At 71.4% G+C, this 22,061-nt stretch carries 23 protein-coding genes; 10 read left to right on the top strand and 13 right to left on the bottom strand.

Translation table 11 applies throughout. From position 1 onward, the window contains the following. Window positions 1-21: 21 nt before the first annotated feature. Window positions 22-1,023 (bottom strand): phosphotransferase, encoded by a 1,002-nt coding sequence (locus ACIP4Y_RS22650; RefSeq protein WP_401397029.1) that lies wholly within the window; start codon window positions 1,021-1,023, stop codon window positions 22-24. 534 nt (window positions 1,024-1,557) lie between these two features. Here ACIP4Y_RS22650 and pdhA point away from each other — a divergent pair. The 4 genes from pdhA to ACIP4Y_RS22630 all read left to right on the top strand — a co-directional run bounded on the left by pdhA (window position 1,558) and on the right by ACIP4Y_RS22630 (window position 6,262). After that, window positions 1,558-2,787 (top strand): pyruvate dehydrogenase (acetyl-transferring) E1 component subunit alpha, encoded by a 1,230-nt coding sequence (pdhA, locus tag ACIP4Y_RS22645; RefSeq protein ID WP_401396337.1) that lies wholly within the window; start codon window positions 1,558-1,560, stop codon window positions 2,785-2,787. Window position 2,788: 1 nt separating this feature from the next. After that, on the top strand, window positions 2,789-3,766 hold the full coding sequence (locus tag ACIP4Y_RS22640; protein WP_358635906.1) for an alpha-ketoacid dehydrogenase subunit beta: 978 nt from the start codon (window positions 2,789-2,791) through the stop codon (window positions 3,764-3,766). 10 nt (window positions 3,767-3,776) lie between these two features. Continuing rightward, on the top strand, window positions 3,777-5,180 hold the full coding sequence (locus ACIP4Y_RS22635) for a dihydrolipoamide acetyltransferase family protein (RefSeq protein WP_401396333.1): 1,404 nt from the start codon (window positions 3,777-3,779) through the stop codon (window positions 5,178-5,180). A gap of 206 nt (window positions 5,181-5,386) precedes the next feature. Further along, window positions 5,387-6,262 (top strand): alpha/beta fold hydrolase, encoded by an 876-nt coding sequence (locus ACIP4Y_RS22630; RefSeq protein WP_401396331.1) that lies wholly within the window; start codon window positions 5,387-5,389, stop codon window positions 6,260-6,262. Between the two features lie 6 nt (window positions 6,263-6,268). Here the strand turns inward: ACIP4Y_RS22630 and ACIP4Y_RS22625 are convergent, their stop codons facing one another. The 3 genes from ACIP4Y_RS22625 to ACIP4Y_RS22615 form a co-directional block, all read right to left on the bottom strand. Beyond that, entirely contained in the window at window positions 6,269-6,721 is a 453-nt protein-coding gene (locus tag ACIP4Y_RS22625; protein WP_358635912.1) for a hypothetical protein, read from the bottom strand. Next, on the bottom strand, window positions 6,718-7,269 hold the full coding sequence (locus ACIP4Y_RS22620) for an RNA polymerase sigma factor (RefSeq protein WP_401396327.1): 552 nt from the start codon (window positions 7,267-7,269) through the stop codon (window positions 6,718-6,720). The genes ACIP4Y_RS22625 and ACIP4Y_RS22620 overlap by 4 nt, the downstream gene beginning before the upstream one ends. Before the next feature lie 80 nt (window positions 7,270-7,349). Continuing rightward, the gene (locus ACIP4Y_RS22615; protein WP_358635916.1) at window positions 7,350-8,255 is read right to left on the bottom strand and encodes a D-alanyl-D-alanine carboxypeptidase; all 906 of its coding nucleotides are present in this window, start codon (window positions 8,253-8,255) and stop codon (window positions 7,350-7,352) included. Between the two features lie 189 nt (window positions 8,256-8,444). Between ACIP4Y_RS22615 and ACIP4Y_RS22610 the strand changes: the two genes are divergently transcribed. Further along, complete coding sequence (locus tag ACIP4Y_RS22610; RefSeq protein WP_358635919.1) at window positions 8,445-9,119, top strand: GntR family transcriptional regulator; 675 nt, start codon at window positions 8,445-8,447, stop codon at window positions 9,117-9,119. A gap of 62 nt (window positions 9,120-9,181) precedes the next feature. Beyond that, complete coding sequence (locus ACIP4Y_RS22605; RefSeq protein WP_401397026.1) at window positions 9,182-10,423, top strand: nitrate/nitrite transporter; 1,242 nt, start codon at window positions 9,182-9,184, stop codon at window positions 10,421-10,423. Window positions 10,424-10,452: 29 nt separating this feature from the next. Here the strand turns inward: ACIP4Y_RS22605 and ACIP4Y_RS22600 are convergent, their stop codons facing one another. After that, entirely contained in the window at window positions 10,453-11,277 is an 825-nt protein-coding gene (locus ACIP4Y_RS22600; RefSeq protein WP_401396322.1) for a maleylpyruvate isomerase family mycothiol-dependent enzyme, read from the bottom strand. Window positions 11,278-11,460: 183 nt separating this feature from the next. On the opposite strand from ACIP4Y_RS22600, the gene ACIP4Y_RS22595 reads away from it, so the two are divergent. Then, window positions 11,461-12,285, top strand: a complete 825-nt coding sequence (locus tag ACIP4Y_RS22595; RefSeq protein WP_401396319.1) for a carbon-nitrogen family hydrolase — start codon at window positions 11,461-11,463, stop codon at window positions 12,283-12,285. A gap of 6 nt (window positions 12,286-12,291) precedes the next feature. Here ACIP4Y_RS22595 and ACIP4Y_RS22590 read toward each other — a convergent pair whose 3' ends face one another. Both ACIP4Y_RS22590 and ACIP4Y_RS22585 read right to left on the bottom strand, forming a co-directional pair. Next, complete coding sequence (locus ACIP4Y_RS22590; protein ID WP_401396316.1) at window positions 12,292-12,786, bottom strand: LURP-one-related/scramblase family protein; 495 nt, start codon at window positions 12,784-12,786, stop codon at window positions 12,292-12,294. Between the two features lie 43 nt (window positions 12,787-12,829). Then, complete coding sequence (locus ACIP4Y_RS22585; RefSeq protein WP_401396313.1) at window positions 12,830-13,843, bottom strand: GlxA family transcriptional regulator; 1,014 nt, start codon at window positions 13,841-13,843, stop codon at window positions 12,830-12,832. 51 nt (window positions 13,844-13,894) lie between these two features. On the opposite strand from ACIP4Y_RS22585, the gene ACIP4Y_RS22580 reads away from it, so the two are divergent. Next, window positions 13,895-14,281 carry a cupin domain-containing protein gene (locus ACIP4Y_RS22580; RefSeq protein ID WP_358635928.1) on the top strand — a complete coding sequence of 129 codons (387 nt, stop codon included), beginning with the start codon at window positions 13,895-13,897 and terminating at the stop codon, window positions 14,279-14,281. Between the two features lie 61 nt (window positions 14,282-14,342). Here ACIP4Y_RS22580 and ACIP4Y_RS22575 read toward each other — a convergent pair whose 3' ends face one another. The 4 genes from ACIP4Y_RS22575 to ACIP4Y_RS22560 all read right to left on the bottom strand — a co-directional run bounded on the left by ACIP4Y_RS22575 (window position 14,343) and on the right by ACIP4Y_RS22560 (window position 18,914). Beyond that, window positions 14,343-15,269 (bottom strand): hypothetical protein, encoded by a 927-nt coding sequence (locus tag ACIP4Y_RS22575; protein ID WP_401396310.1) that lies wholly within the window; start codon window positions 15,267-15,269, stop codon window positions 14,343-14,345. A 98-nt stretch (window positions 15,270-15,367) separates the two neighbouring features. Then, window positions 15,368-15,619 carry a DUF6458 family protein gene (locus ACIP4Y_RS22570; protein WP_358635936.1) on the bottom strand — a complete coding sequence of 84 codons (252 nt, stop codon included), beginning with the start codon at window positions 15,617-15,619 and terminating at the stop codon, window positions 15,368-15,370. A gap of 66 nt (window positions 15,620-15,685) precedes the next feature. Beyond that, window positions 15,686-16,993 carry a M18 family aminopeptidase gene (locus ACIP4Y_RS22565; RefSeq protein ID WP_401396305.1) on the bottom strand — a complete coding sequence of 436 codons (1,308 nt, stop codon included), beginning with the start codon at window positions 16,991-16,993 and terminating at the stop codon, window positions 15,686-15,688. A 94-nt stretch (window positions 16,994-17,087) separates the two neighbouring features. Then, window positions 17,088-18,914, bottom strand: a complete 1,827-nt coding sequence (locus tag ACIP4Y_RS22560; protein ID WP_401397023.1) for an acyl-CoA dehydrogenase — start codon at window positions 18,912-18,914, stop codon at window positions 17,088-17,090. A 161-nt stretch (window positions 18,915-19,075) separates the two neighbouring features. Between ACIP4Y_RS22560 and ACIP4Y_RS22555 the strand changes: the two genes are divergently transcribed. Beyond that, complete coding sequence (locus ACIP4Y_RS22555) at window positions 19,076-19,558, top strand: SseB family protein (protein WP_103813517.1); 483 nt, start codon at window positions 19,076-19,078, stop codon at window positions 19,556-19,558. A 111-nt stretch (window positions 19,559-19,669) separates the two neighbouring features. Next, window positions 19,670-20,641 (top strand): pirin family protein, encoded by a 972-nt coding sequence (locus tag ACIP4Y_RS22550; RefSeq protein WP_401396301.1) that lies wholly within the window; start codon window positions 19,670-19,672, stop codon window positions 20,639-20,641. Between the two features lie 88 nt (window positions 20,642-20,729). On the opposite strand, the gene ACIP4Y_RS22545 is transcribed toward ACIP4Y_RS22550, so the two are convergent. After that, entirely contained in the window at window positions 20,730-21,338 is a 609-nt protein-coding gene (locus tag ACIP4Y_RS22545) for an alkaline shock response membrane anchor protein AmaP (RefSeq protein ID WP_401396298.1), read from the bottom strand. A 31-nt stretch (window positions 21,339-21,369) separates the two neighbouring features. After that, window positions 21,370-22,056, bottom strand: coding sequence for a DUF6286 domain-containing protein (locus ACIP4Y_RS22540; RefSeq protein WP_401396295.1), 687 nt, complete (start codon window positions 22,054-22,056; stop codon window positions 21,370-21,372). Window positions 22,057-22,061: the final 5 nt, after the last annotated feature.

Raw genomic sequence — 22,061 nt, 5'->3', positions numbered from 1 at the left:
CCCTGAGGTGACGCCGGCCGCTCACCGCACGAACGCGTCGCACACCGCGTCGTACTCGCGCGTCCACCACACGGCGAGCGCCGACGCGGCCGGGAACTGGCAGTCCGCGCGCGTGTCGCCGCGCTCGTAGTGCCAGCGCAGCATCCAGAAGTCGTTCAGCCGCTCCCACCACACCCGGTGCACGGCCGCCGCCAGCTCCGAGGGCGTGGCGCCGGCCGCGCGCCGGTACGCGCGCGCGTAGGCACGCACCTTCGGCAGGTCCAGGGTCCCGCCCGGCCGCACGAAGAAGATCACGGCGGCGCGTACCGCCTCCTCCGCGCGCGGCTGCACGCCGAGCCGGTCCCAGTCCACGATGGCCGCGGGCGCGTCGTCGTCCTTGTAGAGCAGGTTGAACGGGTGGAAGTCGCCGTGCACCCACCCCACCGAGCCGCCGCGCGGCGGGCGCCGGTCCGCGTGCTGTTCCAGGAGCGCGCGGCGCTCCAGCAGCCGGTGCCGGGCCAGTTCGTCGAAGGCGTCGGCGGGCCGGTGCCGGCGCACATGGGCGAGCAGGTCGTCGATGAGGGCGAAGGTGTCGGCCGGGTCGGCGCTCTCCACGGGGTGCGGGCCGGCCGCCGGCCGGGTGCGCCCCTTGGGAGGCATCACTCGCTCCAGGCAGGCGTGTACGGCGCCCAGGAGCGCCCCCAGGCGTGCGCTCTCCCCGCGCGTGAGCTGACCGCCGTGGCGGTGCCTGCCGTCGATCCAGGGGTGCAGGGCGTAGGCGTGGCCGCCGATGACGGCGACCGTGCGGCCCTCGCGGTGCGCGAGCGGCGGGGCGACCGGGACGCCCAGGTCGGCCAGGCGCTGGGTGGCCCGGTGCCGGCGTTCGATGGCGGCCGGGTCGGCGGTGTCCGGATCGAAGTGGTGCTTGAGGAAGTAGCGGCCGCGGGTGGTGCACAGCCGGTAGCCGCGGTTGAGGAGGCCCTGGTCGACCGGCTCACAGGTGAGGGCGGTTCCCGCGGCGTACAAGCGGAGCAGGGCGCCCAGAGGGGGCGCATGCGATACGGGGGGTGGTACACATGAGCGCGGCACGCGCCAGATGTTAGGGCACGCGCAGCCCCTGTGAGCTGGGGGTTGTCACAGGCAGTCGCCGACGGTCGCTTTCGGTCACGTCAGGGCTTTTCCGTCTGTGCGCGGGCGGCGCCCGGCGACTCCGAGGGCGCGGATCAGGAATAACCTGACTTTTCCCTCTTCGCCTACGAGGCCGGTCTCACATGAAACCCTTCCCGTGAGCTGGGTGCGCGGGATAACGTGCGGGTGCTTCGGACGGGCGCAAGGCTGTGACCAGCGCGCTTTCACACCACCTCGATTTACTTGGAAATCCAAGCAAAATCGCAGGTCAAACGGTGTTTCACAGAAATGTGAGGCACTGGGTAACGTGATGGTTGCAGGGCGCTCGCCGGGGCACCTGTCACGCCTGTTCCCGGCCGAGTGGCACCCACCCCGTGCCCGGTGGTCGAAACAGGTGAGCCGCACTGGCCTACCGGCAACCCCGGGGGCCGGAACGACGGAGGAGCACACGTGACCGTGGAGAGCAGTGCCGCGCGCAAGCCGCGACGCAGCGCCGCAGGCAAGGCCGGCACCACCGGCAGCAAGACCGGCGCGACCGCCGGCACGGCCGGAGCCACCGGCACCAAGCGCACCACCCGCAGCACCGCCAAGAAGAGCACCGACCCGGAACTCGTGCAGCTCCTGACGCCGGAGGGCAAGCGGGTCGAGAACGCCGTGTACGACTCCTACGTCGCCGGCATCACCCCCGAAGACCTCCGCGGCCTGTACCGCGACATGGTGCTCACCCGCCGCTTCGACGCCGAGGCCACCGCCCTGCAGCGCCAGGGCGAGCTGGGCCTGTGGGCCTCCCTGCTGGGCCAGGAGGCCGCCCAGATCGGCTCCGGCCGGGCCACCCGCGAGGACGACTACGTCTTCCCGACCTACCGCGAGCACGGCGTCGCCTGGTGCCGCGGGGTCGACCCGACCAACCTGCTCGGCATGTTCCGCGGCGTGAACAACGGCGGCTGGGACCCGAACAGCAACAACTTCCACCTCTACACGATCGTCATCGGCTCCCAGACGCTGCACGCCACCGGCTACGCGATGGGCGTGGCCAAGGACGGCGCGGACTCGGCGGTCGTCGCCTACTTCGGCGACGGCGCCTCCAGCCAGGGCGACGTCGCCGAATCGTTCACCTTCGCCGCGGTCTACAACGCCCCGGTGGTGTTCTTCTGCCAGAACAACCAGTGGGCGATCTCCGAGCCGACCGAGCGCCAGACCCGCGTCCCGCTCTACCAGCGCGCGCAGGGCTACGGCTTCCCGGGCGTCCGCGTCGACGGCAACGACGTGCTGGCCTGCCTCGCCGTCACCAAGTGGGCGCTGGAGCGCGCCCGCAACGGCGAGGGCCCCACCCTGGTGGAGGCGTTCACCTACCGCATGGGCGCTCACACCACCTCCGACGACCCCACCCGCTACCGGGGCGACGAGGAGCGGCTGGCCTGGGAGGCGAAGGACCCGATCCTGCGCCTTCGCAGGTACCTGGAGGCCTCGAACCACGCGGACGAGGGATTCTTCGCGGAACTCGAGAGCGAGTCCGAGGCGTTGGGCAAGCGAGTGCGCGAAGCGGTCCGCGCCATGCCCGACCCGGACCACTTCGCCATCTTCGAGAACGCGTACGCGGACGGGCACGCGCTCGTCGACGAGGAGCGCGCCCAGTTCGCCGCCTACCAGGCGTCGTTCGCCGATGAAGGGGGTCACTGAGATGGCCGAGAAGATGGCGATGGCCAAGGCCATCAACGAGTCGCTGCGCCGTGCCCTGGACGCCGACCCCAAGGTGCTGGTCATGGGCGAGGACGTCGGAAAGCTCGGCGGCGTGTTCCGGGTGACCGACGGTCTGCAGAAGGACTTCGGCGAGAGCCGGGTCATCGACACCCCGCTCGCCGAGTCCGGCATCGTGGGCACCGCGATCGGCCTGGCCCTGCGCGGCTACCGCCCGGTGGTGGAGATCCAGTTCGACGGCTTCGTCTTCCCGGCCTACGACCAGATCGTCACCCAGCTCGCCAAGATGCACGCCCGCTCGCTGGGCAAGGTCAAGCTGCCGGTCGTCGTCCGCATCCCCTACGGCGGCGGCATCGGCGCGGTCGAGCACCACTCGGAGTCGCCGGAAGCGCTGTTCGCCCACGTGGCGGGCCTGAAGGTCGTCTCGCCGTCGAACTCCTCCGACGCCTACTGGATGATGCAGCAGGCCATCCAGAGCGACGACCCGGTGATCTACTTCGAGCCGAAGCGGCGCTACTGGGACAAGGCCGAGGTCGACCCCGAGGCGATTCCCGCGCCGCTGCACAAGGCGCGCGTGGTCCGCGAGGGCACGGACCTCACCCTGGCGGCCTACGGCCCGATGGTGAAGCTGTGCCAGGAGGCCGCGGCCGCGGCGGCCGAGGAGGGCAAGTCCCTGGAGGTCCTGGACCTGCGCTCGGTCAGCCCCCTCGACTTCGACTCCGTCCAGGCCTCGGTGGAGAAGACCCGCCGCCTGGTCGTGGTGCACGAGGCCCCGGTGTTCTTCGGCTCCGGCGCGGAGATCGCCGCCCGGATCACCGAACGCTGCTTCTACCACCTGGAGGCACCGGTCCTCAGGGTCGGCGGCTACCACGCCCCGTACCCGCCGGCGCGCCTGGAAGAGGAGTACCTGCCGGACCTGGACCGTGTGCTCGACGCCGTCGACCGCTCGCTGGCGTACTGAGGAGAGGGTCGTGACGACGATGACGGAAGCGTCCGTACGCGAGTTCAAGATGCCCGACGTGGGCGAGGGACTCACCGAGGCCGAGATCCTCAAGTGGTACGTCCAGCCGGGCGACACGGTGACGGACGGCCAGGTGGTCTGCGAGGTGGAGACGGCGAAGGCGGCCGTCGAACTGCCCATCCCCTACGACGGCGTGGTCCACGAACTGCACTTCCCCGAGGGCACCACGGTGGACGTGGGCACGTCCATCATCGCGGTGGCGGTGGCCGGGGCCGGCGGTGCCGCGCCCGAGGCCCCCGCCGAGCAGCCCGAGGCGGCACCCGCCCCGGCGAAGGAGGAGCCGAAGCCGGAGGGCCGCCAGCCGGTCCTCGTCGGCTACGGCGTGGCGACCTCCTCCACCAGGCGCCGCCCCCGCAAGGGCCCCGAGGTCAGCGTGCCGGCGCAGGCGATCCAGGCGGAGCTGAACGGCCACGGCGGCGCGGTCGCCGAGAAGCCGCGCCCGCTGGCCAAGCCCCCGGTGCGCAAGCTGGCCAAGGACCTGGGTGTCGACCTGGCCGCGATCATCCCGTCCGGCCCGGACGGCATCATCACCCGCGAGGACGTCCACGCGGCGGCCACGCCCCGGACGGCCGAGCCGGCAGCCCCGGTCACGGCGGCCCCCACGGCCCCGGCCACCGCCGCGGCCCCCGCGCCCGTGGCGTCGTACGACACCGCGCGCGAGACCCGCATCCCGGTCAAGGGGGTCCGCAAGGCCACCGCGCAGGCGATGGTCGGCTCGGCGTTCACCGCGCCGCACGTCACCGAGTTCGTGACGGTGGACGTGACCCGCACGCTGAAGCTGGTCGAGGAGCTGAAGCAGGACAAGGAGATGCAGGGCCTGCGGATCAACCCGCTCCTGCTGATCGCCAAGGCCCTGCTGGTCGCCATCAAGCGCAACCCGGACATCAACGCCTCCTGGGACGAGGCCAACCAGGAGATCGTGGTCAAGCACTACGTCAACCTGGGCATCGCGGCGGCCACCCCGCGCGGCCTGATCGTCCCCAACATCAAGGACGCCCACGCCAAGACGCTCCCGCAGCTGGCGGAGGCGCTGGGCGAGCTGGTGACGACGGCCCGGGAGGGCAAGACCTCCCCGGCGGCGATGCAGGGCGGCACGGTGACCATCACCAACGTCGGCGTCTTCGGTGTCGACACGGGCACGCCGATCCTCAACCCGGGCGAGTCGGCGATCCTGGCGGTCGGCGCGATCAAGCTCCAGCCGTGGGTGCACAAGGGCACGGTGAAGCCGCGTCAGGTCACCACGCTGGCGCTGAGCTTCGATCACCGCCTGGTCGACGGCGAGCTGGGTTCCAAGGTGCTGGCGGACGTCGCGGCGATCCTGGAACAGCCGAAGAGGCTGATCACCTGGGCATGAAGGCCCGTCTCGACGGGTAACGTCCGAGACCGAAGGGGGCGGCCGCAACGTCGTGTTGCGACCGCCCTCTCCTTGTCAGCTCACCCTTCTGGACGAGGATCGGGGCGGAGCCGATCGGAATCAGACGGAACCTTTGGTGCCGGGGGTGACTCCTGGCCCGGTGACGCGGGCCCGTTGGGGGGCCGCGACCGCTCAGGGGGTAAGAGATGGACGGACGTGCGCTGCCGGAGGACCGCCAGGCTGTTCACCGGTACATCGCCGTACGCGGCACCCGGCTGCACCTCGCCGAGTACGGCGGCACCGGTGCCCCGCTGCTGATGCTGCACGGCTTTCCGCAGCACTGGTACGCCTGGCACAAGGTCGCCGGGCTGCTGGACGGTGACTACCGGCTGCTCTGCCCGGATCTGCGGGGTTTCGGGTGGTCGGAGGCCACCCGGCGCGGATACGACATGGACGGCCTGGCGGACGACGCCCTCGCGCTGCTCGACGCGCTCGGGATCGGGGAGCCGGTCGGGCTCGTCGGGCACGACTGGGGGGCGCACCTGGGCTTCCGGCTGTGTCTGCGGGCGCCGGAGCGGTTCACCGGGTATCTGGCGCTGAACATGTCCCACCCCTGGCCGCGGCACCGGGCGGTCCTGCCCAACCTGTGGCGGCTGTGGTACACCGCGTTCCTGGAGTACCCGGTGCTCGGTCGCGCCGTGCTGCGCCACTGGCCCGGCTTCACCCGCTTCCTGCTGCGGCACCAGGTGGCCGACCGGTCCGTGTGGACGGAGGCCGAGCTGACCGAGTACGCCACCGCGACCTCGGCCGGCGCCGCCGCGGCGCAGTCGCTGTTCTGGCAGTACGTGCTGCACGACATCCCCGCCCTCGTCCGCGGCACCTGGCGGCGGCACCGGCTCACCGTGCCGACGCTGTTGCTCGGCGGGGAACGGGACACCGTCGTCGTACCGTCGCTGCTGGCGGGCGCGGAGCCGTACGCCGACGATCTGAGCGTGCGGCTGGTGCCCGGGGCCGGTCACTATCTGCCGCAGGAACGGCCGGGGGAGGTGGCGGAGGCCATCCGCGGACACTTCCCGCGCTGAAGCCGCCTACCGGAGCGCCGCCCGCTGCGCCACCCGCCGTACGAACGCCCGCCCGCGCCGCCGGCCGAGGAGGCGGCCGTAGAGCCACTGGGCGGGGCGGAGGGCGGCCGGCCGGGTGGCGCCCAGGACGGCGAAGCGGGTGCCGCCGGCTTCCGGTACGGCCGCCATGCCGCCCACGACCAGACGGGACTGCATGAGGCACCAGCCGGGGGCGAGCCGTACCTCGAAGGCCTCCGTCAGGCCGGAGCGGCCGACCGCCAGCGCCTCCTTGCGGTCCGCGTCGCCCGACGGCACCCGGAACTCCCGCAGGAACGGGACGAGGTGCGGCAGTTCGGTCCGCAGGTCGGCGGCGACCTGCCACACCCGGTCGTACGGCAGGGGGAGGTGCTCCTCGGCGTACATTCCGGCGTGCAGGCCCGCGGCCAGGACCCGAAGCCGCCGTACCGGATCGGAACTCATCGTGACCACGCTTTCCGGAAGGAGGAACGGGCCCGGTGCAACCGGGACTTGACGGTGCCCTGCGGCACGCCGAGGAGGTCGGCGACGGCGGACTCGTCCAGGCCCTCCAGCTCGCGCAGCACCAGGACCGCACGGTGCCGGACGGGCAGCCGGGCGAGGACGTCGCGGACGTCGGCCGGCAGTTCGCCGTCGGTGTCCGCCCGCAGTCCGCCGAGGCGGGCGAGGTCGGCGGGGTCGGCCGGTTCCTCGGCGCGGGTGCGGCGGGCGACGCGCACCGCCTCTCGCACGGTGGCGGTGCGCACCCAGCCGTAGAAGGCCCGCGGGTCGCGCAGTCCGCGCAGGCCCTTGAAGACGGCCAGCAGGGATTCCTGGACGGCGTCGGCGATGTCGTTCGGGACGATCGGGCGGCACAGCCGGGTGACGTACGGCGTCACCAGCGCCAGCAGTTCGTCCATGGCCAGGGCGTCCCCGCCCTGCGCGGCCCGGACCAGCGCGGCGGCTGTGTCCCACGGCTCCGCGCGGCTCTCGTCCTCCCCCTGGGCGCGCATCGGGCTCAGCCTAGTCGTGCGCGGGGCAGCACAAAGGGCCCGCCGCTGTGCGCGACGGGCCCTGGTGACCGCGGCGGTCGTCAGCCGAGCCGGGCGAAGCCGTAGTTGAGGAGCTTCTTCGCGTCCGCCTCGCGCTGGGCGATGGAGGAGGAGGCGAGGACGGTGCCGATAACCGTCTTCCCGTTCCGGGTGGCGGCGAAGACCAGGCAGTACTTGGCCTCCGGTCCGGAGCCGGTCTTCACACCGATGGTGCCGCTGTAGCTGCTGAGCAGTCCGTTGGTGTTCTTCCACGTTTTCATCGTGCGGGTGCTGCCCGTCTTGGTGATCGTCTTCGCGGTGTACGACTTCGTCTTGACGACCGTGCGGAACGTGGAGTTCTTCATCGCGCTGCTGGCGAGCTTCGTGAGGTCGCGCGGCGTGGAGTAGTTCGCGCCATGGCCGATGCCGTCGAACGAGTCGAAGTGCGTGTTCGTCAGGCCCAGGTTCTTCGCCGTGGTGTTCATCTTGCCGATGAACGACTTCACGCGCGCCGCCCGTGTCGAGCCCGAGCCGAACTTGTCGGCGAGTGCGTACGCCGCGTCACAGCCGGAGGGCAGCATCAGCCCGTACAGCAGCTGGCGGACGGTGACCTTGTCGCCGACGATCAACCCGGCGTTCGACGCGTAGTTGTTGTCGACGATGTAGTCGCTGTACGCCTTCTGGATCGTGACCTTGGCGTCGAGGTTGAGGTTCGGCTGAGCGAGCACGACCTTCGCGGTCATGATCTTGGTGGTCGAGCCGGTGGAGCGCTTGTAGTCCGCCGCCTTGTTGTACAGCGTCGAGCCGTTCGCGTTGTTCATCACGTAGCCGCCCTTGGCCACGATGGAGGGCGCGGTGACGGCCTGCGCGGGCGCAGCGGTGAGGGCACCGGTGGCGAGCAGCGCGCCGGAGGTGACGGCGACGGCGGCGGCTCGGCGGAGGCGGATGCCCTGGATGCCGGTAATCAAAGTGATATACCTCGAATGTCGTGAATGCCCCTGGAATGCGGCCTGGTTGAGCTGGCAACGGAAGGGGGCCGCATGGGTGTGACACGTAAGTAGCACAGAAGGTTGTGCGGCCGCTCCGGGGGGGCTTCGTCACGTCCGCATCATGGACGGTCCCGTCCCTTGCGTACGTGTTGTATCTATGCTGTGGGCATGAACACGGCCGTCGAGCAGCCCGCCCCGCAGTCCCTCAAGCCGCCCCCCGCCGCCGACCGCGTGTACGCCCACGTCAAGCAGGGTGTACTCGACCGCCGCTACGAGGGCGGCTCGCTGCTCACCGAGGGCGAGCTGGCCGAGGCCGTCGGGGTCTCGCGCACACCCGTCCGGGAGGCGCTGCTGCGGCTGGAGGCCGAGGGCCTCATCCGGCTCTACCCGAAGAAGGGCGCCCTGGTCCTGCCGGTCTCCGCGCAGGAGATCGCGGACGTGGTGGAGACCCGGCTGCTGGTCGAGGAGCACGCGGCCCGCAAGGCCGTACCCGCGCCGCCGGGCCTGCTGGAGCGGCTGACCGAGCTGCTGGAGCAGCAGAAGGCGCAGGCCGCCGCCGGCGATCTGGCCGCCGCCGCGGTCACCGACCGCTGCTTCCACGCCGAGATCGTGCGCAGCGGGGGCAACGAGATCCTCTCCCGGCTCTACGACCAGTTGCGCGACCGCCAGCTGCGGATGGGCGTCGCCGTCATGCACTCCCACCCCGACCGGATCGCCAAGACGCTCGCCGAGCACGAGGAGATCCTGGACGCGCTGCGCGCCGGGGACGCGGAAGCGGCCGTCGGTGTGGTGCACCGGCACGTGGGCTGGTTCTCCCACCTCGCGCGGGGGGAGGTCCGGTGAGCGCTCCGGTGCGCAACGCCACCCTTCCGGGGGACCCGCCGGGCGGACGCCCGGCCGTCGCCATGTGGTCCATAGGTGTGGCCGTCTACTTCGTCGCCGTCATCTTCCGCACGTCCCTGGGGGTCGCGGGCCTCGACGCGGCCGACCGCTTCCACGTCAACGCATCGGCCCTGTCCACGTTCTCCATCCTCCAGCTGCTGGTCTACGCGGGCATGCAGATACCCGTCGGCCTGCTGGTCGACCGCCTCGGCACCAAGAAGGTGCTGAGCATCGGGGCGGTCCTCTTCACCGCCGGGCAGCTGGGCTTCGCCTTCTCGCCCTCGTACGGCACCGCGCTCGCCTCCCGCGCGCTGCTGGGCTGCGGCGACGCGATGACCTTCATCAGCGTGCTGCGGCTCGGCACCCGCTGGTTCCCGGCCCGGCGCGGGCCGATGGTCGCGCAGCTCGCGGGCCTGGTCGGCATGGCGGGCAACCTGGTCTCCACGCTGGTCCTGGCCCGGCTGCTGCACGGCATCGGCTGGACGCCGGCGTTCGCGGGCAGCGCGCTGGCGGGCGCGGTCGTCCTGGTCCTGACCCTGCTGTTCCTGAAGGACCACCCCGAGGGCCAGGAGCCGGAGCCGTCCGCGCACCAGGGTGCGGCCTACGTCCGCCGGCAGATCGCCGCGGCCTGGCGGGAGCCGGGCACCCGCCTGGGCCTGTGGGTGCACTTCACCACCCAGTTCCCGGCGATGGTGTTCCTGCTGCTGTGGGGCCTGCCGTTCCTCGTCGAGGCGCAGGGCCTCAGCCGCGCCACGGCCGGTGAGCTGCTCACCCTCGTCGTCCTGTCCAACATGGTGATCGGCCTGGTCTACGGCCAGATCGTCGCCCGGCACCACGCGGCCCGGCTGCCGCTGGCGCTGGGCACGGTCGGCGCCACCGCGCTGCTGTGGGCGGTGACGCTGGCCTACCCCGGTGACCACGCGCCGGTGTGGCTGCTGCTGGTGCTGTGCACGGTGCTCGGCGCGTGCGGGCCGGCGTCGATGATCGGCTTCGACTTCGCCCGGCCGGCCAACCCGCCCGAGCGACAGGGCACGGCGTCCGGCATCACCAACATGGGCGGCTTCATCGCCTCCATGACGACCCTGTTCGCGATCGGCGTGCTGCTGGACGCGACCGGTGACGACTACACCGTGGCGTTCAGCGCCGTGTTCCTGCTCCAGGCGCTCGGGATCAGCCAGATCCTGCGGCTGCGGGGGCGGGCGGCCCGGCGCGAGCGGGAGCGGCTGGTGGCCAGCCGGGTGGAGACGGTGCACGTCCCTGCCTAGGCGCCCTGTGCCGCGGCCGCGGCCCGGTCCTACGGGGTCACCGCGAAGTGGCGCAGGATCGCCGCCGCCAGGTCCTGGTCGCCCTCCGTCTTCACCCGGTCCGCCACCGCCTCCGGGCTGACCCGGCCGCAGGCCAGGCGGACGTAGGTCTCCCAGTCGAGGGTGAGCGCGGCGGCGGGGCCGAGGGCGGGGGCGGTCTCCACGGTGCCGCGGCCGTGGATGTCGACGCGGACCGTGCGCAGGAACTCCACGGGACCGTGCACGTCGAACACGATCGCCGAGCTGCGCGGGGCGTTCGCGTCGTGCGCGACGACCTTGGGCAGCGCCTCCAGCAGCACGTCCCGGGTGACGTACGCGCCCGGCGAGTCCAGGTTTCCGGGGCGGCCGAGGGCGGCGCGCAGGTCCTGCTCGTGCACCCACACGTCGAACGCCCGGATGCGGTAGGCCCGTTCCAGGGTGATCTCGGTGCCCAGCGGCCCGCGCACCAGGGTGCCGGGGTCCCGGGACTCGTTGCGCAGCTGGCGGTTGCGGCGGATGACCGTGTACTCCAGCTCGGCCGTCATCTCCGGCGCCGTGTGATGGCGGCGGACGTCGACCTGCATCTCCATGTAGCGCTGGTGCTCGGTGGTGACGTGGAACAGGTCGCGCGGCAGGGCGTGGATGGGGCGCGGGTCGCCGAGCATCTCGCAGTCCAGGCCGATGACGTGGGACACGATGTCCCGCACGGACCAGCCGGGGCAGGGTGTCCGCCGGTTCCACTCGCCCTCGACGAGCGACTGCACCATCTCGGATATCGCTTCGATGGAGTGCGTCCAGGCGTCGGCGTAGGGCTGGAGGGTGGGATGCAGACTCACGGAACGGGACCCCTCGGCGGTCGGTACACGGGCAGGTTGTGGCGGCATTGCCAGCGGGCGGCGGCTGCACTTCGGCGGGTGTCTTGGGAGGCTAAGTTACGCTGCTGGAAGGCACCCCGGCAGTGCTTTCGTGTGACGATCGTAGGCCTGTGTGGACGACTCGAATGCCAGGACGGTGGTAGTGTGCGCGCCTCGCTGATCCAGATCGCCGTGGACGAGGACGAATCGGTCGACTCCCGGCGGCGGCGCGCGGCCGCGCTGGTGCGGGAGCAGAGCGGGGCCGACCTCGTCGTTCTGCCCGAACTGTGGACCACCGGAGCCTTCGCCTACGAGGAGTTCGGCCGGGAGGCCGAGCCGCTCGAAGGGCCGACGTACGAGACGATGGCCAAGGCGGCGAGCGACGCGGGTGTGTGGCTGCACGCCGGCTCCATCCCGGAACGCGCTGCGTCCGGCAGCGGCTCCGCCGCGGGCGACGGCCCCCTCTACAACACGTCTCTCGTCTTCTCCCCCTCCGGTGAACTGGCCGCGGCCTACCGCAAGATCCACCGCTTCGGCTTCGACAAGGGCGAGGCGGTGCTGATGAGCGCGGGCCGGGACCTGGTGACGGTCCGGCTGCCCGGGACCACGCTCGGCGTGGCCACCTGCTACGACCTCCGTTTCCCCGAACTGTTCCGCGGACTCGTCGACGCCGGCGCCGAGACGCTGGTGATCCCGGCGGGCTGGCCCGAGCGGCGACGCGCGCACTGGACGCTGCTGGCTCAGGCGCGGGCGGTGGAGAACCAGGCGTTCGTGCTCGCGTGTGGAACGGCCGGGACCCACGCCGGAGTTCCGCAGGCGGGTCACTCGATCGTGGTGGATCCGTGGGGCGAGGTGCTCGCCGAGGCCGGTTCCGGGGAAGAGGTCCTGACGGTGGACCTCGACCCGGCGAAGGTGGCCGCGACCCGCGAACAGTTCCCGGCGCTCAAGGACCGGGTGCTGGGCCTGGAACCACCCCGGCGCCGGAGCTAGTCCCCGTCAGTCCTCCTCGCCCTCCTTCTCGGCCAGGTGGATCACGCACACCGCCACCGCGATGAGCAGCGCCGGGTCGGCGTCGTCCCGTACGACGTCCACGCCGTAGGTGTCGCGGATGCTCAGCCAGCGGCGGGAGATCACCGCGAGGAGTTCACCGTCGTACTCCACGGCGAACTCGCGGTCCAGGATCTTCCCGCTGACGTCCAGTTCGGTGCCGTCCGCCAGCGAGACCCGGTAGTGGTCGCGCAACAGGGACAGCCGCTTGCGCCTGATCCGGGCCAGGGGCTCGCCGTCCCGTTCGATCACCATGGTGTCGCGCAGGGCGAGCATCTTCTGGTGGATGTCGATCAGGACCCGCCCCTGGGTGTCCTTCAGCTCGAAGGTGTCCCGCAGCCGCATCGCCTTGCCGTCGACGAGGTACACCTTCCGGCCGTGTTCGTCCTCGATCCACCAGTCGTCACCGATGCCGAGGATCCGGTCGCGTACGAGGAATCTCATACGGGTCATGCTTCCCCGGCACCGGCCGATCGTCCCGGAATCGTCACATTCCGTCCCGATCGGGGCTGCTGCTCCCGGCAGCCGTCGTCTGTGCAGGGCCCGCCCCGAACCGCTTGCGGTACGCCGACGGGCTCAGCCCCGTCTCCCGCCGCAGCCGGGCCCGCAGATTGGCCGCCGTGCCCAGGCCGCTGCGCGCCGCCACGACGTCCAGCCGCTCCTCGCCCCGCTCGATCAGCCGGCACGCCAGGGCCACGCGCTCCCCGGTGAGCCAGGCCAGCGGAGTCGTGCCCAGCTGGTTGCGGAAGCGGCGGTGCAGGGTGGCGGGGGAGACGGCCGCGCGGGCGGCGAGGCCGGCGACGGTCAGCGGCTCGCCCAGCCGCTCCTGCGCCCAGGCCAGCAGCGGGCCGAGCGACTCGTCGGGCACTGCGGGCACCGGCCGCTCCACGAACTGCCGTTGCCCGCCGTCCCGGTGCGCGGCGAAGACGAGCCGCCGGGAGACGTGGTTGGCGATCTCCACGCCGTGGTCCCGGCGCACCAGGTGCAGGCCCAGGTCGAGCGCGGAGGCGCTGCCGGAGGCGGTGAGGATGTCACCGTCGTCCACGAAGAGCACGTCCGCCTCCAGGCGCACCCGTGGGAAGCGGGCCCGGAAGGCGTCCGCCCACATCCAGTGGCAGGCCGCCCGGCGCCCGTCCAGCAGCCCGGCCTCCGCGAGGGTGAACGCGCCCGAGCAGAAGCCGACGAGCCGGGCGCCCCGCGCGTGGGCCCGCCGGATCACGTCCAGGACGCGCTGCGAGCGGGGGACGTGGGCGTCGGGCCGGTTCGGCACGATCAGCGTGTCGGCGGTCTCGGCGGCCTCCAGACCGGCGACCCCGGTGAGCGTGAAGAAACCGTCCCGCATCCGGGTCTCCGGCTCGGCCGCGCACAGCCGGAAGTCGTACAGCTCCCGCCCCAGTTCGGGCCGCGCGAGCCCGAAGATCTCGATGGCACAGCTCATCTCGAAGGGGTTGGAGTTGTCGTCGACCACCAGCACGACACGGTGAGAGGATCGTTGCGGCATGTGCGATTTCTAGCACTCGTCGGCCGCCGGGGCACCCCCGACGATGAACCCATGGAACCGATCTCCCTGGACGCGGCCCTCGCCTCCTTCACCGAGCAGTGGAGCCCCCGTATCGTCACCGCCGTCAACGACTACGACGTCCGCGTGGCCAAGGTGGAGGGCGAACATCTCTGGCACGCGCACGCGCACACCGACGAGTTCTTCCTGGTCCTCGCCGGCGAACTGCACATCGGCCTGCGCGAGCCGGCCGGCGAGCGCACCGTGGTGCTGCCCAAGGGCTCGGTGTTCACCGTCCCGCGCGGAGTCGAGCACAAGCCGTACGCGCCCGTGCCCACCGAGATCCTCGTCTTCGAGCCCACCGGGACGCTGAGCGTCGGCGACCGGCACGAGGACGTCCCCGACCACGTGGACGCCACCACGGGCCACGCGCTCGGCTGACCGGTTGCCGCTGGTGCCGGCCGGGATGGACGGCACCGCCCCCGGAGAAGGCTGAGAGTCGTCAGTCCTGGGCGAGTTCCAGGGCTCCGTCCGGCTCCGGGGCGCCGTCCTCCGGCGCATGGTCCCCCACGGTCCTGCGCCGGAGGTTCTCCACGTCCGTCAGGATGCCGACCAGGAGGTCGTGCAACTCGTCAAGCTGTTCCACAGGGACGATCGGGGTATGCCCCCCGACCTCGGGCTCCAGGGTGTGCAGGTGGTCCAGGGCGTCCCGTGCTCCCTGCACCCCGAGGTGGAGGGCCTTGCGATGCGCGGCGGCACGCTGGCTGGGCGGGACCGAGGCGGCCTGGTCGCGGGGTCCGGGTACGGCGCCGTACTGGAACAGGGCGGTCACCGGATCCAGACCGGGGGCCGGGGCCCCGGGCGCGGCACTGGTGGATTCGGCCCCCTCAGCCGGCTCCCCCTCAGCCGGCTCCCCGTGCGCCTGTCCCGGCTCGCCGCCCACCGCGGTCGGCGTCGTGACGTGGACCGGCGCCGGGATGACGGCCGGGGGCGGTACCACCAGCTGCGTCGCCCGGTCCGGGTCCGAGGCCGCCACGACATCCCACTCGTACAGCGGCACGGGCACGCCCGCGGCGTCCCGGGCGATGTGGTCCTCGGCCGCGAGGTCCACCTTGAAGTAGACGTAGGGCGGCTCGTCGGACGTGGCCGTCTCCTTGCCCGTGAGGCTCTGCTTGGGCACGGAGTTCTGCGGCAGGTCGTCGTCGCGGAAGGTGTTGGCGGCCAGCGCGAGCGTCCACAGTCCGAGTTCATTGGTCTGGCGGGACAGTCCCTCGATGACCTTGTTGACGTCGGACCGGAAGGGCACCCCGCCCTTCTCCCGCCTGACGCCGAGGGAGGAGCCGACGTTCCTGGTCAGGAGCTTGTCGGCGATCAGTGCCACACCGCCGGCCACGGCCAGGGTGCGGCGGGCGTCGTAGTCGCCCTTCATCGCATTGTGAAGTCCATAACTCAGCAGATTACTGAGTTAGTAAGCAAGTTGTGGGTGAAACGGCTGAACCCACCATGAGGAGCAGGCGGGTTCAGCCGTCAGACGCCGTAGCCGTCGCTGTAGCCGTCGACGCGGTGGTGGCGCGTTTCGTCCTCCACCACCGGTGTCGTCGGCGGTACGACCACGCGGCGGCGGCGCGCGATGCCGCTGAACGTCGCCACCCCGATCAGGCCTACGGCCATCAGGATCAGGCCGACGACAGTGAGGTTGACGCCCTGCATGTGCCAGTCGGTCGCGAACGTCAGAATGGCCCCTACGGCGATGAGGATGATGCATCCGCCGAGACCCATGAGACCTCGCCTCCCCTTCCGGTTCCGGAATCTCCGGTGCCGTGCGGGTACCCGGCGAGGTCCCGACTAGCCCTCCAAGAAGGCCGTCAAGGCATTCGCGAGCAGGAACGGGTCGTCGGCGCCGCACAGTTCGCGCACACTGTGCATGGAGAGGATCGCCACACCGATGTCCACCGTGCGGATGCCGTGCCGGGCCGCGGTGATCGGGCCGATGGTGGTGCCGCACGGCATGGAGTTGTTCGAGACGAAGCTCTGGAAGGGGACGTTCGCCTTCTCGCAGGCCGCGGCGAACACCGCGCGGCCCGAACCGTCCGTGGCATAGCGGTTGTTGACGTTCACCTTGAGGATCGGCCCGCCGTTGACCCGCGGATGGTGCGTCGGGTCGTGCCGCTCGGCGTAGTTGGGGTGCACGGCGTGACCCGTGTCGGAGGAGAGGCAGACCGAGCCGGCGAAGGCACGCGCCCGGTCCTCGAACGACCCGCCCCGCGCCAGCACCGAGCGCTCCAGCACCGAGCCGAGCAGCGGGCCGTCCGCGCCGGTGTCCGACTGGGAGCCGTTCTCCTCGTGGTCGAAGGCGGCCAGCACCGGGATGCGGCCGAGCGGGGCACCGGAGGTCGCGACGGCGGTGAGGGCGGCGGCACCGGCGTGCACGGACAGCAGGTTGTCCATGCGCGGGCCGGCGACCAGCTCCCGGTCCCGGCCGAGGTAGGCCGGCGGCTCCACCGGATGCGTCATCAGGTCCCAGCCGGCCACCGAGCCCGCCGTCAGCCCGGCCTCCTGCTCCAGGAAGGCGATGAGGTCGCCGTCCAGCACATCGTCGCCGAGGCCCCACACCGGCTGCAGATGCCGCTGCTTGTCCAGCTTGAGTCCCTCGGCGCTGACCGAACGGTCCAGGTGGATGGCGAGCTGCGGCACCCGCAGCAGCGGCCGGTCCACGTTGACCAGGACCGAGGAGCCGTCGCGCAGCGACAGCCGGCCGGCCAGGCCCAGGTCCCGGTCCAGCCAGGAGTTGAGCAGCGGGCCGCCGTAGATCTCCACGGCGATCTGGCGCCAGCCCTGCGCACCGCTGTCCGGGCGCGGCTTGACCCGCAGGCTCGGGGAGTCGGTGTGCGCGCCGATGATGTGGAAGGGGGTGTGCGGCTCGGCACCCTCGGGCACGTACCAGGCCACGATCGCGCCGCCGCGCAGCACGTACCGGCCGCCGTGCCCCGATGCCACGGCGTCCCAGGCGTCCGTCTCCGCGACCTGCCGGAAGCCTGCCTTCTCCAGCCGCTCGGCGGTGTTCGCCACGGCGTGGTACGGCGACGGGCTCGCCGCCAGGAAGGACATCAGGTCGTCGGTGTGGCCGCGATCGAAGCGGGGGGGTGCGCTCATGGGATTCACCTTAACGACGTGCACGGGCCCGCTCCCGGAAAGAGAGCGGGCCCGTGCGAGGAATCGGCGGGGACGTCCGGAACGTCTGGACCGTTTAGAACGCGGCCTCGTCCAGCTCCATGAGGTCCAGCTCGACGTTGGCGGCGACCTTGCGGGCGAGCGTGACGCCCGGCAGGACGTTCGCCGCGAAGAACTTCGCCGCGGCGATCTTGCCGGTGTAGAACGCCTTGTCCTTCGCCGAGGCGGTGGGCAGCTTCTCGGCGGCGATCGCGGCGCCCTTGAGGAGCAGGTAGCCGACGACGACGTCACCGGAGGCCATGAGCAGGCGGGTGGTGTTCAGGCCGACCTTGTAGATGTTCTTGGTGTCCTGCTCGGTGGCGGCGAGGTCGGTCAGCATCAGGCCGACGATCGCCTCCAGCTCCACGGCCGCCTTGGCCAGGTGCTCGCGGGCGCCGGCCAGCTCCTCGCCGCCGGTGCCGAGCGCCAGGAACTTCTTGATGTCCTCGGCGAGGGAGTTCAGCGCGGCACCCTGGTTGCGGACGATCTTCCGGAAGAAGAAGTCCTGGCCCTGGATCGCCGTGGTGCCCTCGTAGAGGGTGTCGATCTTGGAGTCCCGGATGTACTGCTCGATCGGGTACTCCTGCAGGAAGCCGGAGCCGCCGAAGGTCTGCAGCGACTGGGCGAGCTGCTCGTAGCCCTTCTCGGAGCCGTAGCCCTTGACGATGGGCAGGAGCAGGTCGTTCAGCGCCTCCTCGGCGGAGGCGTCCTCGCCGTTCGCCTCCTTGAGCTGGATGGCGTCCTGGATGGAGGCGGTGTACAGCACGAGGGCGCGCATGCCCTCCGCGTACGCCTTCTGCGTGATCAGCGAGCGGCGCACGTCGGGGTGGTGGGTGATGGTGACCTTGGGCGCGGTCTTGTCCATGAAGTTGGCCAGGTCCGGGCCCTGCACGCGCTCCTTGGCGTACTCCAGCGCGTTCAGGTAGCCGGTGGAGAGCGTGGAGATCGCCTTCGTGCCGACCATCATGCGGGCGAACTCGATGATGCGGAACATCTGGCGGATGCCGTCGTGCTTGTCGCCGATGAGCCAGCCCTTGGCGGGGTGCTTGTCGCCGAAGGTCATCTCGCACGTGTTGGAGGCCTTCAGGCCCATCTTGTGCTCGACGTTGGTGGCGTAGACGCCGTTGCGCTCGCCCAGCTCGCCGGTCTCGAAGTCGAAGAGGTACTTCGGGACGAGGAAGAGGGACAGGCCCTTGGTACCGGGGCCGGCGCCCTCGGGACGCGCGAGCACGTAGTGGAGGATGTTCTCCGACATGTCGTGCTCACCCGAGGTGATGAAGCGCTTCACGCCCTCGATGTGCCAGGAGCCGTCCTCCTGCTGGACCGCCTTGGTGCGGCCGGCGCCCACGTCCGAGCCGGCGTCCGGCTCGGTGAGCACCATGGTGGAGCCCCACTGCTTCTCGGTGGCGATCTTGGCGATGTGCTTCTGGACCTCGTTGCCCTCCTCGAAGAGGATGCCGGCGAAGGCCGGGCCCGAGGAGTACATCCACACGGCGGGGTTGGCGCCCAGGATCAGCTCGGCGTAGGCCCAGATGAGAGAGCGCGGCGAGGTGGTGCCGCCGATCTCCTCGGGCAGGCCGAGCCGCCAGTACTCGGAGTCCATGAAGGCCTGGTAGCTCTTCTTGAAGGACGCCGGGATGGGCGCGGTGTTGGTCTCGGGGTCGAAGACCGGCGGGTTGCGGTCGGCGTCGGCGAAGGACTCGGCCAGCTCGTTCTCGGAGAGGCGGGTCAGCTCCTCCAGGACGCTCTTGGCGGTCTCGACGTCCATCTCCTCGAACGGGCCGGTGCCGTACACCTTGTCGCGCCCCAGTACTTCGAAGAGGTTGAACTCGATGTCGCGGAGATTGGACTTGTAGTGCCCCATGGCGACGGCTCCGTTGAGGGATCGGCGAGGCACTTGCTCCTCGCACCTAGTTCACGTACCAACAAGTAGCTCCGATGATGCTACCCGTCGGTAATAAGAAGCAACCCCGATCCGGGGATCTGTGACCCACCCCTCGCCCGGTTCTCAGTACGCTTACGCGCATGTACGGATACGGCCAGCCCATGGACGGGGGTGCTGCCCAGCAGCAGTACGCCTCGTCGCAGCAGCAGATGCCGGGTGGTGTCGGCGGATACGGGCAGCAGCCGCCGCTGTACCCCGAGCCGTCCCCGCCCTCACTCGCGGACGCGGTGCGCGCCTTCACCACCGGCCAGATGTCCGCCGAGGACTTCCAGCAGATCTTCGCGACGTCGAAGGTGTACTGCCCGCGCGGCGACACCCCCGGCTTCCTCGCCCTGCACAACACCCAGCAGCCGGTGATCCCGATGTTCACCTCGCTGAAGGAGCTGCGCCGGTACGCGGGCAAGGAGTCCAAGTACTTCGTCATCACCGGCGCCGAGGTGATCGACCTGCTGCCGACCGGCTACGGCTTCGTCCTGGACATGGAGGGCGAGCACCGGATGGTGTTCGACGCGAAGGCGGTCGAGCAGATGGTCGACTTCGCGATGCGCCGCATGTACGGCTAGCCGCCCCGCGCACCGGAAAGCCCGGAGGGAATGCCCTCCGGGCTTTTTCCGTTCCGGGTGACAGGAAGTTCAACGCTCAACTAAAGTGGGCGTACCAAGGAGGTACCCACCATGCCTGCAGTGACCGTCGAGAACCCGTTGACGCTGCCCCGTGTGACCGCTCCCGCCGACGCCGTGGCACGTCCCGTGCTCACCGTCACGACCGCTCCGAGCGGTTTCGAGGGCGAGGGCTTCCCGGTGCGCCGGGCGTTCGCGGGGATCGACTACCGCCACCTCGACCCGTTCATCATGATGGACCAGATGGGCGAGGTGGAGTACGCGCCGGGCGAGCCCAAGGGCACCCCCTGGCACCCGCACCGCGGCTTCGAGACCGTCACCTACATCATCGACGGCGTCTTCGACCACCAGGACTCCAACGGTGGTGGCGGCACCATCACCAACGGCGACACCCAGTGGATGACGGCCGGCTCCGGCCTGCTCCACATCGAGGCGCCGCCGGAGTCCCTCGTCATGTCCGGCGGCCTCTTCCACGGGCTCCAGCTGTGGGTGAACCTCCCCGCCAAGGACAAGATGATGGCCCCGCGTTACCAGGACATCCGCGGCGGCAACGTCCAGCTGCTCACCTCCCCCGACGGCGGCGCGCTGCTGCGGGTCATCGCCGGCGAGCTGGACGGCCACCAGGGTCCCGGCATCACGCACACGCCGATCACGATGATCCACGCGACCCTCGCCCCGGGCGCGGAGATCACCCTGCCGTGGCGGGAGGACTTCAACGGGCTCGGGTACGTCCTCGCCGGCCGCGGCAGCGTCGGTACGCAGCGCCGCCCGGTCCGCACGGGCCAGACCGCCGTCTTCGGCGCCGGCTCCTCGCTGACCGTCCGCGCGGACGAGAAGCAGGACGGGCACACCCCGGACCTGGAGGTCGTCCTCCTCGGCGGCCGGCCCATCCGGGAGCCGATGGCCCACTACGGCCCGTTCGTCATGAACACCAAGGACGAACTGATGCAGGCCTTCGAGGACTTCCAGAAGGGCCGGCTCGGCACGGTCCCGGCGGTGCACGGGATGTCCGAGGGCGGGATGTAGGGCTCGCCATCAGCCGTACGCGGTCGAGTCCGGTCCGGAGCCTCGTGCACCACGAGGCTCCGGACCGGCCGTCTTCCTGGTCCGTTCCTCACTCCGCACGGTGGGGCTTGTGGCGGGTGACGTTCAGGCGGACCTCGGTGGGCGTTTCGGGGAGGCCGGTGGACCGACGGGCGGTGCGGAGCGGGCCTTCGCAGAGGGCACCGAGAGTGGCGCCGGGCGTGCCCTCGGGGGTGAGGGTGAGCCTGACGCGGGTGCGGTGGCGGGCCGGCCGGCCGGTGATGCGTACGGTCGCACGGTCGACCCCCGGCAGGGCACCGGCTTCGGTCGCGATCGCGTCGCTGAGTGCGCTGTCGCGCAGTTCGACGCCCTCCTGCGGGGGTGTGCCGCCGACGGGCAGTGAGCCGGGGCGGCGTCGGCCCAGCTGGGCGAGCAGCCACCACAGGGCGAGCGCGGCGGCGAGGACGAGGGCGGCGATGACCGCGGGCCACCACCACCAGCCCTGGCTGCTCCAGCGGGCCCGGTCGGCGGAGCCGAGCAGGACGTCGGCCGGGGTGATCAGGGGCCAGCCCGCGGGCGGCACCAGATCGTGGCGCCGGTAGAGGTCGAACCCGGCGAAGAGGATCAGCAGCCCGCCGCCGAGCAGGACCAGTCCGGCGAGGGCCAGCAGACTGCGGTTGGGTACGGATCGCGGCGTCATGGTGCGGGCTCCGGTGTTGCGTGTTCGCGGTTCAGCCGGCGCGTCGCCGTACGCGTACGGCGATGCGGGGAGGACGGGCGAGGGCCAGCCGGTCGCGTTCCTCGCCCAGGACGGCGGTGAGGTCGTCCTTCACCTGCCGGGGGTCACGGAAGCGGACTTCCGCGTGTGCCGTGATGCGGTGGCGGCGCACCCGGACGCGTGCCGCGCCGACTCCGGCGACCCGCATCGCGGCGTCGCGCAGCAGGCCGGCGGCCCCGTCGCGGTCCAGGGAGGCCCGCAGCCGGGGGCAGTCGGGGGGTGAGCGCAGGGGCAGCCAGCGGCGCAGACCCGGGGTGAGGGCAAGGACGATCAGCCAGAGGCCGACGGCGGCGGCCACGGCGGCCCCCGTGAGGATCCACACGTCGTCCACGGAGCGGGCGGCCAGTTCGTCGGCCAGGTGCCGTCGCCAGGCTGCGGCCGGGTGTCCCGCCCGCACGGCGATGACGTCGACCAGCGCTGCGAGCGCGGCCAGGAGGATCACCGAGGCGACCAGCACCGCCGGGAGGCGGCGCGTGGACCACGGCCGGTGGGTCCGGTGCCCGCTGCCGCGTTCCCTGGCCGTGGGGCCGGGGTCGGGCCCGTCGCGTTCGGGTGGATCGGGCTCCTTGGTCAGCGGCACCGGGGCCCGGTGCGTGGACGGCGCGGAGCCGCGGCCGGGAGGACCGGGGTCCGGTGTCATCGGGA

Source organism: Streptomyces sp. NPDC088810, from assembly GCF_044750305.1.
Classification (GTDB): domain Bacteria; phylum Actinomycetota; class Actinomycetes; order Streptomycetales; family Streptomycetaceae; genus Streptomyces.
This window is presented reverse-complemented; position numbering and strand designations above follow the sequence as displayed.